This is a genomic window from Streptococcus sp. NSJ-72 (genome assembly GCF_014334035.1).
Lineage (GTDB): Bacteria > Bacillota > Bacilli > Lactobacillales > Streptococcaceae > Streptococcus > Streptococcus constellatus.
In genome coordinates, this window is the sequence record NZ_CP060489.1 from 1016315 (window position 1) to 1029777 (window position 13463).

At 39.7% G+C, this 13463-nt stretch carries 16 protein-coding genes, 1 pseudogene and 1 other annotated feature; all 17 genes and pseudogenes read left to right on the forward strand.

Annotated features, from left to right (window positions below; genetic code table 11):
* The first annotated feature begins 200 nt into the window (after positions 1-200).
* The 17 genes and pseudogenes from H8787_RS05000 to H8787_RS05080 all read left to right on the forward strand — a co-directional run bounded on the left by H8787_RS05000 (position 201) and on the right by H8787_RS05080 (position 13367).
* Positions 201-1277 (forward strand): aspartate-semialdehyde dehydrogenase, encoded by a 1077-nt coding sequence (locus H8787_RS05000; protein WP_187327584.1) that lies wholly within the window; start codon positions 201-203, stop codon positions 1275-1277.
* A gap of 58 nt (positions 1278-1335) precedes the next feature.
* Positions 1336-1521 (forward strand): annotated as a pseudogene (locus tag H8787_RS05005) (dihydrodipicolinate synthase family protein); the annotation flags it as partial.
* 1060 nt (positions 1522-2581) lie between these two features.
* On the forward strand, positions 2582-3508 hold the full coding sequence (locus tag H8787_RS05010; RefSeq protein WP_187327585.1) for a DNA repair protein RadC: 927 nt from the start codon (positions 2582-2584) through the stop codon (positions 3506-3508).
* Positions 3509-3595: 87 nt separating this feature from the next.
* Complete coding sequence (locus H8787_RS05015; RefSeq protein WP_003029379.1) at positions 3596-4438, forward strand: AraC family transcriptional regulator; 843 nt, start codon at positions 3596-3598, stop codon at positions 4436-4438.
* Between the two features lie 156 nt (positions 4439-4594).
* Positions 4595-4729 (forward strand) — a sequence feature (ribosomal protein L10 leader region).
* 36 nt (positions 4730-4765) lie between these two features.
* Positions 4766-5266, forward strand: coding sequence for a 50S ribosomal protein L10 (gene rplJ / locus H8787_RS05020; protein WP_003029380.1), 501 nt, complete (start codon positions 4766-4768; stop codon positions 5264-5266).
* A gap of 71 nt (positions 5267-5337) precedes the next feature.
* The gene (gene rplL / locus H8787_RS05025; protein ID WP_003024225.1) at positions 5338-5706 is read left to right on the forward strand and encodes a 50S ribosomal protein L7/L12; all 369 of its coding nucleotides are present in this window, start codon (positions 5338-5340) and stop codon (positions 5704-5706) included.
* Between the two features lie 269 nt (positions 5707-5975).
* Positions 5976-6149 (forward strand): hypothetical protein, encoded by a 174-nt coding sequence (locus H8787_RS05030; RefSeq protein WP_187327586.1) that lies wholly within the window; start codon positions 5976-5978, stop codon positions 6147-6149.
* Positions 6146-6964: a replication initiator protein A gene (locus tag H8787_RS05035; RefSeq protein ID WP_187327587.1), complete on the forward strand. Its 819-nt coding sequence runs from the start codon at positions 6146-6148 to the stop codon at positions 6962-6964. Before H8787_RS05030 ends, H8787_RS05035 begins: the two co-directional genes overlap by 4 nt.
* A 148-nt stretch (positions 6965-7112) precedes the next feature.
* Positions 7113-8465, forward strand: a complete 1353-nt coding sequence (gene dcm / locus H8787_RS05040) for a DNA (cytosine-5-)-methyltransferase (protein ID WP_187327588.1) — start codon at positions 7113-7115, stop codon at positions 8463-8465.
* Entirely contained in the window at positions 8449-8634 is a 186-nt protein-coding gene (locus H8787_RS05045; protein ID WP_007518276.1) for a hypothetical protein, read from the forward strand. Before dcm ends, H8787_RS05045 begins: the two co-directional genes overlap by 17 nt.
* Before the next feature lie 9 nt (positions 8635-8643).
* Positions 8644-9039: a hypothetical protein gene (locus H8787_RS05050; protein ID WP_106380297.1), complete on the forward strand. Its 396-nt coding sequence runs from the start codon at positions 8644-8646 to the stop codon at positions 9037-9039.
* A complete protein-coding gene (locus tag H8787_RS05055) occupies positions 9036-9269 on the forward strand; it encodes a hypothetical protein (protein ID WP_003033668.1) in 234 nt (77 codons plus the stop codon). The genes H8787_RS05050 and H8787_RS05055 overlap by 4 nt, the downstream gene beginning before the upstream one ends.
* A 2-nt stretch (positions 9270-9271) precedes the next feature.
* Positions 9272-9853, forward strand: a complete 582-nt coding sequence (locus H8787_RS05060; protein ID WP_187327589.1) for a CPBP family intramembrane glutamic endopeptidase — start codon at positions 9272-9274, stop codon at positions 9851-9853.
* A gap of 75 nt (positions 9854-9928) precedes the next feature.
* Positions 9929-10417 carry a hypothetical protein gene (locus H8787_RS05065; protein WP_007518273.1) on the forward strand — a complete coding sequence of 163 codons (489 nt, stop codon included), beginning with the start codon at positions 9929-9931 and terminating at the stop codon, positions 10415-10417.
* Positions 10417-12237 carry a VirD4-like conjugal transfer protein, CD1115 family gene (locus H8787_RS05070; protein ID WP_187327590.1) on the forward strand — a complete coding sequence of 607 codons (1821 nt, stop codon included), beginning with the start codon at positions 10417-10419 and terminating at the stop codon, positions 12235-12237. Before H8787_RS05065 ends, H8787_RS05070 begins: the two co-directional genes overlap by 1 nt.
* 17 nt (positions 12238-12254) lie before the next feature.
* Positions 12255-12497, forward strand: a complete 243-nt coding sequence (locus tag H8787_RS05075) for a hypothetical protein (protein WP_115233522.1) — start codon at positions 12255-12257, stop codon at positions 12495-12497.
* Between the two features lie 15 nt (positions 12498-12512).
* Positions 12513-13367: a type IV secretion system protein gene (locus H8787_RS05080; protein ID WP_106100917.1), complete on the forward strand. Its 855-nt coding sequence runs from the start codon at positions 12513-12515 to the stop codon at positions 13365-13367.
* Positions 13368-13463: the final 96 nt, after the last annotated feature.

The following is a 13463-nucleotide window of genomic DNA, read 5'->3' on the forward strand; positions in this document are numbered from 1 at the left end:
GCGCAAGCCACATATTGAGCATGGGAGGTCATATACGCAGGAGCGGACCTTGATGAGTTGTGTGAACCTGCTCATCACACATAAGTGCCCTTAATCCCTACTTTTTTAGTAGGGATTTTTTGTAAGTCTTTTCAATTCTTTAGAAAAGTAGTATAATACAAGCAATACACAAATTTTTTGAAAATTCAGAGAGGTATGTGATGGGATACACAGTTGCTGTGGTGGGAGCTACAGGTGCCGTTGGAGCTCAAATGATTAAAATGTTGGAAGAATCAAGTCTTCCAATTGAAAAAGTACGCTATTTGGCTTCAGTACGTTCAGCGGGGAAGAAACTATCCTTTAAAGATCAAGAAGTGGTGATTGAAGAAACAACCGAGGAAGCTTTTTCTGGTGTTGATATTGCTCTCTTTTCAGCAGGTGGTTCAATTTCTGCTAAATACGCTCCTTATGCAGTAAGAGCAGGTGCAGTTGTAGTAGATAACACCTCTTATTTTCGGCAAAATCCTGATGTTCCATTAGTAGTTCCAGAAGTGAATGCGCATGCACTTGATAATCATAAGGGAATTATTGCTTGTCCAAATTGTTCAACAATCCAAATGATGATTGCGCTTGAGCCAGTTCGCCAGAAATGGGGGGTGGAGCGCATTATCGTATCTACCTATCAGGCTGTGTCTGGAGCTGGTATGGGAGCTATTCTAGAAACGCAACGGGAACTACGTGAAGTTTTAAACGATGGTATAATGCCAAAAGATTTGAAAGCAGAAATTCTTCCGGCAGGTGCTGACAAAAAGCACTATCCGATTTCCTTTAATGCTCTTCCTCAAATTGATGTCTTTACGGACAATGATTACACTTACGAAGAGATGAAGATGACCAATGAAACCAAAAAAATCATGGAAGATCCAACAATTGCAGTTTCTGCAACTTGTGTACGTATTCCAGTTCTTTCAGCGCACTCAGAGTCTGTCTATATCGAGACAAAAGAAGTAGCGCCTATTGCAGAAGTCAAGGCAGCTATCGCAGACTTCCCAGGAGCAGTATTAGAGGACGATGTTAGCCGTCAAATTTACCCTCAGGCTGTCAATGCTGTCGGAAAACGCGAGACATTCGTTGGACGGATTCGCAAAGATCTGGATACTGAAAAAGGTATCCATATGTGGGTGGTTTCAGACAACCTGCTTAAAGGTGCTGCTTGGAACTCTGTTCAAATTGCTGAAACCCTGCATGAGCGTGGCTTAGTGCGTCCGACAGCAGAAGTTGTTTTTAAGATGAAATGAAGTATGAGATAGCATTTATATCATTGTATTTTGCAAGCTAGTTGGATGAGGACAAACTAAAAAGGCTGCTCAGATTCAACGTCAGTTATTACCCAAAATAGAAGCTCTCTTTTCCGTAACAAACCTAGCGTCACTTAAAACTGTGCTAAATTATCAAGGCTTTGCAGTCGGCTCACTCCGTCTCCCACTGGTTGCTTGTACAGAGCAAGAAAAAGCCGTTATTCTTTCATTTTTTGAAGATTGAAGGAAACATTTTAGGCTTGTAAAATGTTGGGAACATTTACGATGAACTAGTGAATTTTTTATTACGGAGGACTTTAGCATTTAAATCTGCAAGAAGAAATGTTTGAAAAGACAAAACTAGGCTGAATGGAAACACTGATATTACAAGATTGTCATATTTTTTGTTATGACGAGATAAGGGTGGGATATTTAGTACAATAAAAATGGATAAATTGAAAGTTGATGAGAAGTTGGAACATATGAAGAAAAGAAAATTAAGAATCAGTTCCATTGAAATTATGGCGATTTTAGGATTGTTAATTTGGCTACTCACAATATTTTTAAGAAAATATTATTCAATTAATTCAGTTGTTCCTATCTTTTGTGTGGAGGAGCATGGATTGCAACAGCTATGCTAAAACAACCTTTTAGTCCAACATTCAGTGCAAATAAAGTCTCAACTATTGAATTTTCTAAAAAGACACTTATGTATATATGTATAGTGGTTGTACTGAGGTCTTTTATTAATGAGTTATTACCATTGATTAATACTAGTGTAGTATTTGACGTATACGATGTGCTTGCTACTGTACTAGCGGAAATCATAGCTTTTAGCATACTTGTCATTCTAAAAGAAAAGACTTTAATAGATTACCGTTGATTTTGGGAAGATTAAAAAACCAGTGTCGAACTGAACAAGGAATAAAAACACATTAGACGGTAGAATGAAACATTCTATCGTCTTTTCGTATTAGTTCTTACCATTTTCTCTTTTTCCGACAATTTAATAAATCTACGAATCAAAAAGGATAGCTTTTCACTCCAATTATAAAAAATGATCAAAAAGTCTTGTAATTTTTTCTTATGTTACCATTGTTAATAGTTAGAAAAAATTGTCAATTAGTGCAGTAAAAGCTTAGCCTTTGATGTTTTTAGACAATAGTTTCATTTTTTAATAGCTTTTTTGATTTACAATAAAACATGTGAAATTTCTTTCTTCCACGCAAACCTATAAATTCCGTACAAATTTGATGGGGGATAAATTTTCCTATCGTTTATACTATAGGCAAGGAGGTAGGAAGATGAATTTATACTTTGGTGATATTCCGATTTGTTATTCTCATTCGACGGCTATGGCCTTACAGGCTGCGGGCTATGATTTTCGCTCGGACTACCTAGAAGCGATCATGGTCATGGGTAATGGATCTACCCTTGTGAAAAAAGATGACAGACATCCTTTGGTTTTCTTTGATAATGGCATGCCAGATGAGTCCATTAGTCATTGTTTACAAATTCTTGGATTTGACTATGAGGAGTTTTTCTGTGATTCTTCAGAGCCAGTCAATGTGATAGAACTAAAAGAAAAACTCAAGACATATCTAGACCATGGCTCTGTTATTGTAGGTCCTTTGGATATGGGATATCTGACTTATAATCTCAATTATAACCATCTACAAGGTGTGGATCATTTTGTTTCAGTTTATGACATGGATGAGCATTGGATTTATTTCCATGATCCGGCAGGCTATCCTTGTGTGAAAATGGATTTTCGTGATTTTTGTAAAGCGTGGAAAGCAGAAGCGATTGACTATAAAAGAGGAGCTTATTCCATGTGGGGAAATTTGCAAAGAAATAAGCTTCCAACAAGTCAGGAGATTTATCACAGTGTCTCTGTTATCATGAAACAACGATATGAAAATGGTGAGGTTGGTATAATTGAGGACTATGCTAAAACTATTCGAGCAAACGGCTTAAATGCGGAACAAAAACAACTTCATCAATTTTTTTCATTTCGTTTGGCAGCAGTTAGAAGTCTTTACTTGAGTCAATTTTTGAAAGATTATGATCCTGTCAGAGCAGACTTGAAGGAAAAAATTGCTATGCTTTTTAGCCAAGCTTATCTGGACAGCAGGCAGGAAACCTATAATTCTTTAGCAGATACCCTGATGGAGATTGCCCAATTGGATGGACAGTTTAGGGATTTGTGCCTTCAATGTATCAAGGGATAAAACTCTGAAAGATTATTGTACTAAAGGTAAAGAAGTTAGAGATTTTGGTATCTTTACATAGGATAAAAAAATGAATAGAGGTAAAATATGCAGATAATTCAATTTTTTAATGAAACAATTAACTACATTGAAAGTGTGCTGGATAGCGAAATAGATGAAGATAAAATTACCCATTTATCCACTTATTCTTATCCTATGTTTAGCAGACTCTTTTCTATATTAACAGATACAACATTGTCAGAGTATATTAGAAGTCGAAGGTTGACAGAAGCGGCTGTTTTACTGAGAGATACCAATATTAAAGTTATTGATATAGCGATGAAGTATGGATATGAATCATCTGATTCATTTGGGACTGCATTCAAAAAATTTCATGGATTTACACCTTCAGAGGTAAGAAATGGAAAACCATTCAAAATAGTTTCACGAGTGCAGCTAGCACTAAGTGTAAGAGGAGGAAGAAGTATGAACATCACAATTCAAAAGAAAAATTCATTTACAGTTGCAGGTAGGAATGAACAAAATATCAATTCATCATTATGTCCGAGTGTTTGGAATAAACTATATGGAGAATATCGTCATGATGAATTAGCAAGATTGGGAGAAGGTCAAAGTGTCGGTGTTTGTTACAATGTAGAACAACCAAGTACTATTAATTACATAGCAGGGTACATCGTTACAGATGTAGATAAAGCAAAAAGTATGGGTTTAGATGTTTTGAAAGTTGAAGAAGCAGAATATGCCATTGTAGAGTTAACAGGAAGTGTTCCGGAATGTATTCATAATGGTTGGAAATATGCAATGGAAGTATTTTTCCCAGAACATGGTTATGTCCATTCAGGAAAACCTGACTTTGAATATTATTATGAAGGGGATATGGATAGTAAAGACTACAAAATGGAACTTTGGATTCCAATTGTAAAAGCATAATAAACATAAGATAGTTAGAGCAGATCTTTATGGTCTGCTTTTTTTATTTTTCCAATAATTTAATAAATCTGCTAACTAAAAAGAATAGATTTTCGTTCTAGTTATAAAAATTATTAAAAACTCTTGCAATCTTTTTTTTCTTATGTTACAATCATTAATGGTTTGAAAAAACTGCCTAAGACAGTAGGGGAGCTTGACTCATAAAAATCCTACCGAGGACAAAACGGATCGTGTAAAAGAAACGTATTGTACTTTCGTGTCTAGGTTTGGGCGCGTTTTTCTTTTGGAAAATCCCCAAGCAAAATAATTACGGAGGTGAAACACTAAATGAGTGAAGCAAGTATTGCAAAAAAAGCGGAACTAGTTGATGTAGTTGCTGAAAAAATGAAAGCAGCTGCAAGTATCGTTGTTGTTGATGCTCGTGGTCTTACAGTTGAACAAGACACAGTTCTTCGTCGTAATCTTCGTGGAAGCGAAGTTGAGTATAAAGTTATCAAAAACTCAATTTTACGTCGTGCAGCTGAAAAAGCTGGACTTGAAGGCCTTGCTGATGCTTTTGTTGGACCATCTGCTGTTGCATTTTCAAATGAAGATGTTGTAGCACCAGCAAAAATCATCAATGATTTTACTAAAGAAGCTGATGCACTTGAAATTAAAGGTGGAGCTATTGAAGGTGCTGTTGCATCTAAAGAAGAAATTGTTGCTCTTGCAACTCTTCCAAACCGCGAAGGACTTCTATCTATGCTACTATCTGTACTTCAAGCGCCAGTTCGCAACGTTGCTCTCGCAGTCAAAGCTGTTGCAGACAACAAAGAAGAAGCGGCTTAATGTTAAGTTGCGCGTAGCCTATGCTACAAACTAATAATAAAATAACGAAAATATATTTGGAGGAAATAACAATGGCATTGAACATTGAAAATATTATTGCTGAAATTAAAGAAGCTTCAATCCTTGAATTGAACGATCTTGTAAAAGCTATCGAAGAAGAATTTGGTGTAACTGCAGCTGCTCCTGTAGCTGTAGCTGCTGCTGGCGCTGGTGAAGCTGCTGCTGCAAAAGATTCATTTGACGTGGAATTGACTGCAGCAGGCGACAAGAAAGTTGGCGTTATCAAAGCTGTTCGTGAAATCACAGGTCTTGGTCTTAAAGAAGCTAAAGAACTTGTTGATGGAGCACCAACTGTTGTTAAAGAAGGTGTTGCAACTGCAGAAGCTGAAGAAATCAAAACTAAATTGGAAGAAGCTGGAGCTTCAGTTACTCTTAAATAAGAAGCACATAGCAATTTGAGAGCGGAATCCCGATTTACCAGTCTTTTAGAGCTCATAGCGATTTGAAGAAACTGATAAATTGATTCGGTTTCCTGCCAAAAATCCTGCCAAAAAAATCTTTGGCAGGATTTTTGTTTTTAAAAAAAGAATGAATTGAGCAGAGTGGTTATTGATATCTGCTTTTGTGTTAGATGAGAAAAGTTTTTTTATTCTAGCGAGAACGTTTTAATAAGTGTTCTCGCTTTTTTATTTTCAGGAGGAGGAAAATCATGGAAAAAGAAGAAAAGTCATCACGGTATGCTGTGATGTGTCATCTCATGGCTATCATGAGAATTGATGTTGATGAAGCAACACATTTAGTTGCTGAAATGGAGAAAGCAGAGTTGATTCAATTTGATGAACTGGGTAATGTTGGATTTTTATTGTTGGAGGGACAATCATGAAACGTATTACCGCAAATCACTATCAAACGTCAGAGCGTTACTACAAGCTCCCAAAACTTTTATTTGAGAGTGACCGCTATAAGGAGATGAAACTAGAGGTTAAGGTGGCTTATGCGGTCTTAAAAGATCGATTGGAATTATCTCTGAGTAAGGGATGGATTGATGAGGATGGAGCTATTTATCTCATTTATTCCAACTCAAAATTGATGGCACTTCTTGGTTGTTCCAAGTCTAAATTGCTGACGATTAAAAAGACATTGAGAGAATTTGGACTCATTGATGAAGTCCAACAGTCTTCCAGTGAAAAAGGGCGTTTGGCTAATAAGATTTATTTAGGGGAGTTGGAACATGACACCACCCCAGTCTTACATTCAGACGGGGGTAGTGTTCAAAAAACACTAGGGGGGTCTCCAAATCAGCCAGGGCCGGTTTTAAATTCAGCCCCTAGTGAGACTGAAAGAAGTGAGACTGAATATAGTGAAACTGAAAAGAGTGATTTCCTTTTTGAGGACGAGGAGGAGAGACAAGTTGTAGTTGAAAAACAAGAAGATACCTTTTCTCCCAAAGTTGACTCAGTGACCAAGTACGATCGAGATTATATTTGGGGCTTGGTTCATGACCAGTTGAGACAAGTCGGTTTATCACAGGTAGCTAGTGATTACGCCATGATTTATTTTAGTGACCGTTATCAGTACGCTTTGGAACATATGAGATTTGCTCGGTCGGCAGAAGCGATAGCTGAATACGTGTTTAATGGTGTGCTGTCTGAATGGACCAAGCAACTAAGGCGACAAGAAGCTAAGGGAGGTGATTAAGATGATTTGATGGATACTAGGTGGAGTCTATCTCATCTCCCTTATTATTTTATTGATTGAAATCATCCGTGCACCAGAGACGGATGACCATATTTAAGTAAGAGTTTTACAAATAGTAAGGCTCTTTTTATTTTGAAAGAGAGGAAAAATGAAATTTTTAGATTTGTTTGCTGGAATTGGAGGCTTTCGACTGGGATTGGAGCGTCAAGGCCATGAGTGTGTTGGTTTTTGTGAGATTGATAAGTTTGCGAGGAAATCTTACAAAGCTATGTATGAGACTGAAGGAGAGATAGAATTTCATGACATTAGACAAGTCACAGACCAAAATTTTAGACAACTTAGAGGACAAGTGGACATCATCTGTGGGGGATTCCCTTGCCAGGCATTTTCACTCGCAGGCCGACGATTGGGATTTGAGGATACTAGAGGTACTTTGTTCTTCGAAATTGCTCGAGCGGCCAAACAGATCCAACCACGTTTTTTATTCTTGGAAAACGTCAAGGGCTTACTCAATCACGACACGGGAGAGACATTTCGAACAATCCTCGCTACATTGGATGAGTTGGGGTATGATGTTGAATGGCAAATCCTTAACAGTAAAGATTTCCAAGTCCCCCAAAACAGAGAAAGGGTCTTTATTATCGGACATTCTAGAAGATACCGTCCCCGATTCTTATTTCCTCTCCGAAGAGAAAGTAGCCCAACTGGTCTTGAGCAATTAGGCAATGTTAATCCATCAGGAAAAGGCATGAGTGGGGAGGTTTACTTGAGTCACGGATTATCCCCAACCCTAACCAGAGGAAAAGGGGAAGGAGCTAAAATTGCTATATCAGTTTTAACACCAGATAGACTGAAGAAACGCCAACATGGCAGACGCTTTAAGGACAATCAAGCCCCTATGTTTACTCTAACTGCTCAAGATAGGCATGGTGTCGTTGTCGCAGGAACCTTACCAACATCTTTTGTTCAAACGGGACGCATCTATGATATCTCAGGGGTATCCCCAACACTTACCACCATGCAGGGAGGCGATAAAGTTCCTAAGATTCTTTGTCGTGAAGAAGCTCCGCATTTAAAAATCAAAGAAGCTACTAAACTAGGTTATGCCAAGGCGACAATAGGGGATTCTGTCAACCTTGCTTATCCAGAGTCCACAAAACGAAGGGGACGAGTCGGTAAAGGGGTGTCTAATACGATAACCACTTCTGACAATATGGGGGTAGTTGTGGCAGCTCTTGAATATCGCAAGGACAAGTGGTATGAGGTGACAGGGATTGTCATTGATGGGAAACTCTATCGTTTAAGAATCAGACGGCCGACTCCCAGAGAGTGTTTTAGACTTCAGGGTTTTCCTGACTGGGCCTATGAAAGAGCGGAAAGCGTCTCCAGTAAAAGCCAGCTGTATAAACAAGCAGGCAATAGTGTGACCGTGACAGTCATCGAAGCCATCGCTGGAGCATTTAGAAAGATTGAGGAAGAAGAACATGAAGTTGTTACATAATAAAAGTATTAGGGAATGTACAGAACTGGATGAAGCCATCCATCAAGCTGAAGTGGAGATGACAAGTCTGATTACGATTGAATGTTTCGGCGAAGGCAAGTCTCCGATTGATAGGAGTAAAGTTTTCACACCACTGACTCAAGAATTGCAGAAGGATTTATCCGTATAGGAGGGAGACATGTTAGAAATCTATTTAAGTCGAAATACCAGTCGTAATCAGAAACTCCTTAACTTTTGTAGGTCACATGACATTTCCTATACCTGTAAAGATGTTGGTCACTTGGCCCATGAGGATTTACTGGACTTATTTGCCAAAACCAGTGATTGTTTTGAGATGTTAGCTCCATCCTTTCAGCGCTTTAAACGTCAGGAACGGATGAAATTGAGTGAGTTGGTGACTTTGGTTCTTCGAAAACCTGAACAGAATTTACGTCTCCCTCTCGTGGTTTGTCAGAAGAAAGTGTATCCCGATATGAGTTTAGAAGAGGCACGAACCTTTCTTTCAAGAGACCATAAGGAAGTCCTCTTTCGTGAACATCTCTTTAAGGACTTGACAGAACAGGAGGATCTATGAACGAACGCTTTTGGGAAAATTTAGAAATCCTCCTCATTGATAAGGGCATGTCTTGGGCAGATTTAGCACGGAAAATCTTTAAAGGTCAATATGTCTATCCCAGTGAGTTTAATCGTCTCTATCAGACCTTCCGTCATTATAAGTCCAATCGCCTCATGCCTCAACTCAAATGGGTGGAGAGAATTGTAGCAGTCTTAGAGATTGATTATGAAGATTTGTTTAGGAGGTAGAGATGGGACGAATATTACTGATGTACGGAGCCATTCATGCTAATGTGCTCTTAGTTAGTCTCTTCTTAATGGGATGGCTTGATGGGATAGGCTTAATCGTCTTACAAGTTGCTTTTTTAACTTTTTTGCTGTGGTTTTGGAAACACTATGGCATTCCCAAAAGAAACATGCCCTGGATAAAGAGAGGAGTTTGGCTTTTAGGGAGCTTTGGCGTGATGGTGAGTATAGCTCTTGCCATGAGTGTCACGCTTTCAGGAATTGAGACTAACCAACAAACAGTCCTGTTTATTCAAAATCAAGTTCCTAAAATCTCCTTTATTCTATTTTTAGTCAATGCCAGTGTGGTGGAAGAAGTGGTGTATCGAGAGTTATTATGGGAAAAGCTGACTTTTCCAGTCCTACAGGTTGTTTTGATCAGTTTCCTCTTTTCCTTAGCGCACCACCCTTCTAGCGTGATAACTTGGTTCATTTATGGCAGCTTAGGAGTGACATTAGGACTGGTTCGTCTCAAAACGGATGTTTTAATGTCTACTCTGGTTCATCTCTCTTGGAATGGTGCGGTTTTTCTTCTATCATTTCTGTGATACCAAAATCAAGAAGGCTTTCGTATTATGAAGGCACCCTGATTTTTATGAGGGAATCATACAAAGGAGGGAGTTATGTCTTCAGAACAACAGGAACGCCAAGCTTTGCAATATGCGGAGAGAAGTAGCCTGTTTACGGTTCAAACGCTCTTAAAGCTCTTAGAGTGGTCGGCTAGGCAAGCCCTAGCTCAAGACTCCGCTTATAAGATTGGGGTTCAAAAGTTAGAAGAACTGCTTCAAAGTCCCTATGCCATTGAATCGGTAAACGTGACCAAGGATATGTTGGATAAACCGATTGATGTGGAGAAATTCAAGGAACTGATGGAATCCGAGAACCTTCCCATTGCCATTAGCTGGCAAGGGAACTATCTTCATTTCTACGCCAAGGACAAGTCTCTTTTAGACAGGCACCTAGATGAGTTACTGAAAAAGTTAGTCTCTAATCCAGAAAAACTTCAAGACTTAACATTCGATAAAACCCTTGATGAGGAAATTGAAAAGGCTAAGGAACAGATTGTGGTGTCAGAATCTTCTGCCGTGAAGACCAAGGAGGTGACTCTCTAGTGTATTCAGGGAAAAAAGCCCTCGTCTTTGGGAGCTTAGGGGTTGTATTTGGCTATTTCTGTCATCGTTTGGTTTTGCTGTACGAGAGTCTTCCCAATCAGCCACCCATTGAACGTCTTGCTTATCTCTTAGGAGAGGGACAAAACCAAGTGCTTCATCCCTTGTGGGATGTCAACTTCACTGGAAAATCCTTCTTAGGCTTTCTCTTTGGACTGGTGACCATGGGGCTTGTCTATCTTTACATCTCAACAGGCAAAAAGGTTTACAGAGAGGGGGCTGAGTATGGCTCTGCTCGTTTTGGAAATAGTCGTGAGCGTAAAGCCTTTGCCAGTAAGAATCCTTTGAACGATACCATCTTGTCTCGAAATGTCAGGTTGACTCTTTTAGAAAAGAAAGCTCCACAGTTTGACCGAAATAAGAACCTGGTCGTTATTGGTGGGTCAGGAGCAGGGAAGACCTTTCGCTTTGTCAAACCAAATCTGATTCAGCTTAACTGTTCCAACATTGTGGTTGATCCCAAGGACCATTTGGCAGAAAAAACTGGGAAGCTCTTTCTAGAAAATGGCTATCAGGTCAAGGTCTTAGACATAGTGAATATGACTAATTCGGATGGTTTTAATCCCTTTCGTTATGTGGAAACTGAGAATGATTTGAACCGCATGCTGACGGTGTACTTTAACAACACGAAAGGTAGTGGTTCAAGAAGTGATCCCTTTTGGGATGAGGCCTCCATGACCTTGGTGCGAGCAATTGCTTCCTACTTGGTGGATTTTTACAATCCTCCAGGGAGTAGCCGAGAAGAAGCCGACAGTCGTCGCAAACGCGGGCGTTACCCAGCCTTTTCAGAAATTGGAAAACTCATTAAACTCTTATCTAAAGGAGACAATCAAGATAAGAGTGTTCTTGAAGTTATGTTTGAAAATCATGCCAAGAAGTATGGCATGGAGAATTTTACCATGCGAAATTGGGCAGATTTTCAGAACTATAAGGACAAAACATTGGATTCAGTGATTGCTGTGACGACGGCTAAGTTTGCCCTCTTTAATATTCAATCCGTCATTGATTTAACCAAGCGGGACACCATGGACTTGAAGACATGGGGAACTCAGAAGACGATGGTCTATTTGGTCATTCCTGATAATGATACGACCTTCAGATTCTTGTCTGCACTCTTTTTCTCCACGGTTTTTTCAGCCTTAACCAGACAAGCTGATGTAGACTTCAAAGGAGAACTTCCCATTCATGTGAGAGCCTACTTAGACGAGTTTGCGAACTGTGGAGAAATCCCAGACTTTGCCGAACAAACTTCAACGGTTCGTTCTCGAAACATGAGTCTCGTACCTATTCTTCAAAATATTGCTCAACTTCAAGGGCTTTATAAGGAAAAAGAGGCTTGGAAAACCATTCTTGGTAACTGTGACAGTCTGCTGTATCTGGGTGGGAATGACGAAGAGACTTTCAAGTTCATGAGTAGTCTTTTAGGCAAACAAACCATTGATGTGAGGAACACCAGTCGGTCTTATGGCCAAACAGGGTCTGGTTCTACTTCTCATCAAAAAATTGCAAGGGACCTCATGACCCCTGATGAAGTCGGAAATATGAAACGAGATGAGTGTTTGGTACGAATTGCAGGAGTTCCAGTCTTTAAGGAGAAGAAATATTTCCCATTGAAACATAAGAACTGGCAATACCTTGCAGATAAGGAAACGGACGTTCGTTGGTGGCACTATGAGATTGACCCTCTAAGCAATAAGGAAGCACTTCTTGACTTATCGGATTATAAGATCAGGGATTTAAGTACAGAAACCACACTACACTAATAGAAACGAGGAATCATATGAATCAAAAACTTGCAGGCTTTGTTTACGGAGTGGACGCCAGCTCCATGTTTGCCCAAGCCATGTCTCTCTTACAAAAAGGCTTGATTGCCGTAGGGGCTTTTCTTGTTGTGATGGGCATTATCAACCTTTCGACCAATATCAAAGATGGAGGACCAGGTGTCCGTAATGCCATCTTAGAAATTGTGGGTGGGGTGATGGTCGGTGCTGCTGGTGCCTTTGTTACCCAGATTACAATTTAGGGGGTTAGGTATGACATGATAATGAAACTAACCTCAGCTTTTGTCTTTCTAGCCTCAGAGAAAATTTCAAGCGACAGCCTTTTTGAAGGCTTTAATGTGGATTTAAAATCAACAGCTGATTTAATCAAATCCTTGGCAGAATACAATCCAACCGTCTGGTCTTATATGTCTGCTGTCACCAAAGGGATTATGCAGCCTTTGGGGGTAGCGATTTTAGCGGTTGTTTTGATTCTGGAATTTTCTAAGATGGCTAAGAAAATTGCGGGTTCGGGAGGCGCCATGACTTTTGAAGCCATTGCCCCAATGATTGTCAGCTACATCATGGTGGCTGTGGTGATTACCAACACCACTGTGATTGTGGAAGCTATCTTAGCTGTCGCTTCCCACATCATCGAACAGGTGGCAGGCGTGGTGTCACATGGGGGAACAGCCTATGATACCATCTCAGGCTTTAAAGGCTCAGGTATTGTTGGAAAAATGATTGTTGGACTCTTTGCCATCATGATTTGGCTGGTTCGTTTAGTCAGTGTGATGGTCGTGAATATTCTTATTACCATTCGCTTTATCCAGCTTTATCTCATGATTCCTTTTGCGCCGCTGACGATTCCAGCTTTCCTTAGTGATGATTGGCGTGGCATTGGGATTGGCTATCTTAAAAATATTATGGTCTATGCCCTGCAAGGAGTTTTGATTTTCCTCATCGTCTCTCTTGTACCTCTTTTTGAATCAGCTGGAAAAATCGCTGTTTCAAGTGGGGCAGGGATTATGGAAAGCCTAGCCATTATGTTTGGTAGCTTAGTGCAGGCTATTTTGTTAATCATTGCCTTGGTGGGCAGTCAACGCACTGCCCGAAGTATTTTGGGCATGTGAGAGTAGGATAGCTTAAACAGTCCAGTGGACTGTTTAAGGTTGTTCCTTGGAAATCGAAGAGGAACAAGGTACTGCTTTACGGTCGATTTCGTTGTC

Excerpts from the sequence above, each read along its gene's own strand:
- H8787_RS05060 (WP_187327589.1), top strand. The coding sequence starts at position 9,272 with ATGGGACGAATATTACTGATGTACGGAGCCATTCATGCTAATGTGCTC.
- H8787_RS05045 (WP_007518276.1), top strand. The coding sequence starts at position 8,449 with ATGAAGTTGTTACATAATAAAAGTATTAGGGAATGTACAGAACTGGAT.
- H8787_RS05015 (WP_003029379.1), top strand. The coding sequence starts at position 3,596 with ATGCAGATAATTCAATTTTTTAATGAAACAATTAACTACATTGAAAGT.
- rplJ (WP_003029380.1), top strand. The coding sequence starts at position 4,766 with ATGAGTGAAGCAAGTATTGCAAAAAAAGCGGAACTAGTTGATGTAGTT.
- H8787_RS05080 (WP_106100917.1), top strand. The coding sequence starts at position 12,513 with ATGATAATGAAACTAACCTCAGCTTTTGTCTTTCTAGCCTCAGAGAAA.
- rplL (WP_003024225.1), top strand. The coding sequence starts at position 5,338 with ATGGCATTGAACATTGAAAATATTATTGCTGAAATTAAAGAAGCTTCA.
- H8787_RS05035 (WP_187327587.1), top strand. The coding sequence starts at position 6,146 with ATGAAACGTATTACCGCAAATCACTATCAAACGTCAGAGCGTTACTAC.
- dcm (WP_187327588.1), top strand. The coding sequence starts at position 7,113 with ATGAAATTTTTAGATTTGTTTGCTGGAATTGGAGGCTTTCGACTGGGA.
- H8787_RS05065 (WP_007518273.1), top strand. The coding sequence starts at position 9,929 with ATGTCTTCAGAACAACAGGAACGCCAAGCTTTGCAATATGCGGAGAGA.
- H8787_RS05010 (WP_187327585.1), top strand. The coding sequence starts at position 2,582 with ATGAATTTATACTTTGGTGATATTCCGATTTGTTATTCTCATTCGACG.
- H8787_RS05030 (WP_187327586.1), top strand. The coding sequence starts at position 5,976 with ATGGAAAAAGAAGAAAAGTCATCACGGTATGCTGTGATGTGTCATCTC.
- H8787_RS05055 (WP_003033668.1), top strand. The coding sequence starts at position 9,036 with ATGAACGAACGCTTTTGGGAAAATTTAGAAATCCTCCTCATTGATAAG.
- H8787_RS05075 (WP_115233522.1), top strand. The coding sequence starts at position 12,255 with ATGAATCAAAAACTTGCAGGCTTTGTTTACGGAGTGGACGCCAGCTCC.
- H8787_RS05050 (WP_106380297.1), top strand. The coding sequence starts at position 8,644 with ATGTTAGAAATCTATTTAAGTCGAAATACCAGTCGTAATCAGAAACTC.
- H8787_RS05000 (WP_187327584.1), top strand. The coding sequence starts at position 201 with ATGGGATACACAGTTGCTGTGGTGGGAGCTACAGGTGCCGTTGGAGCT.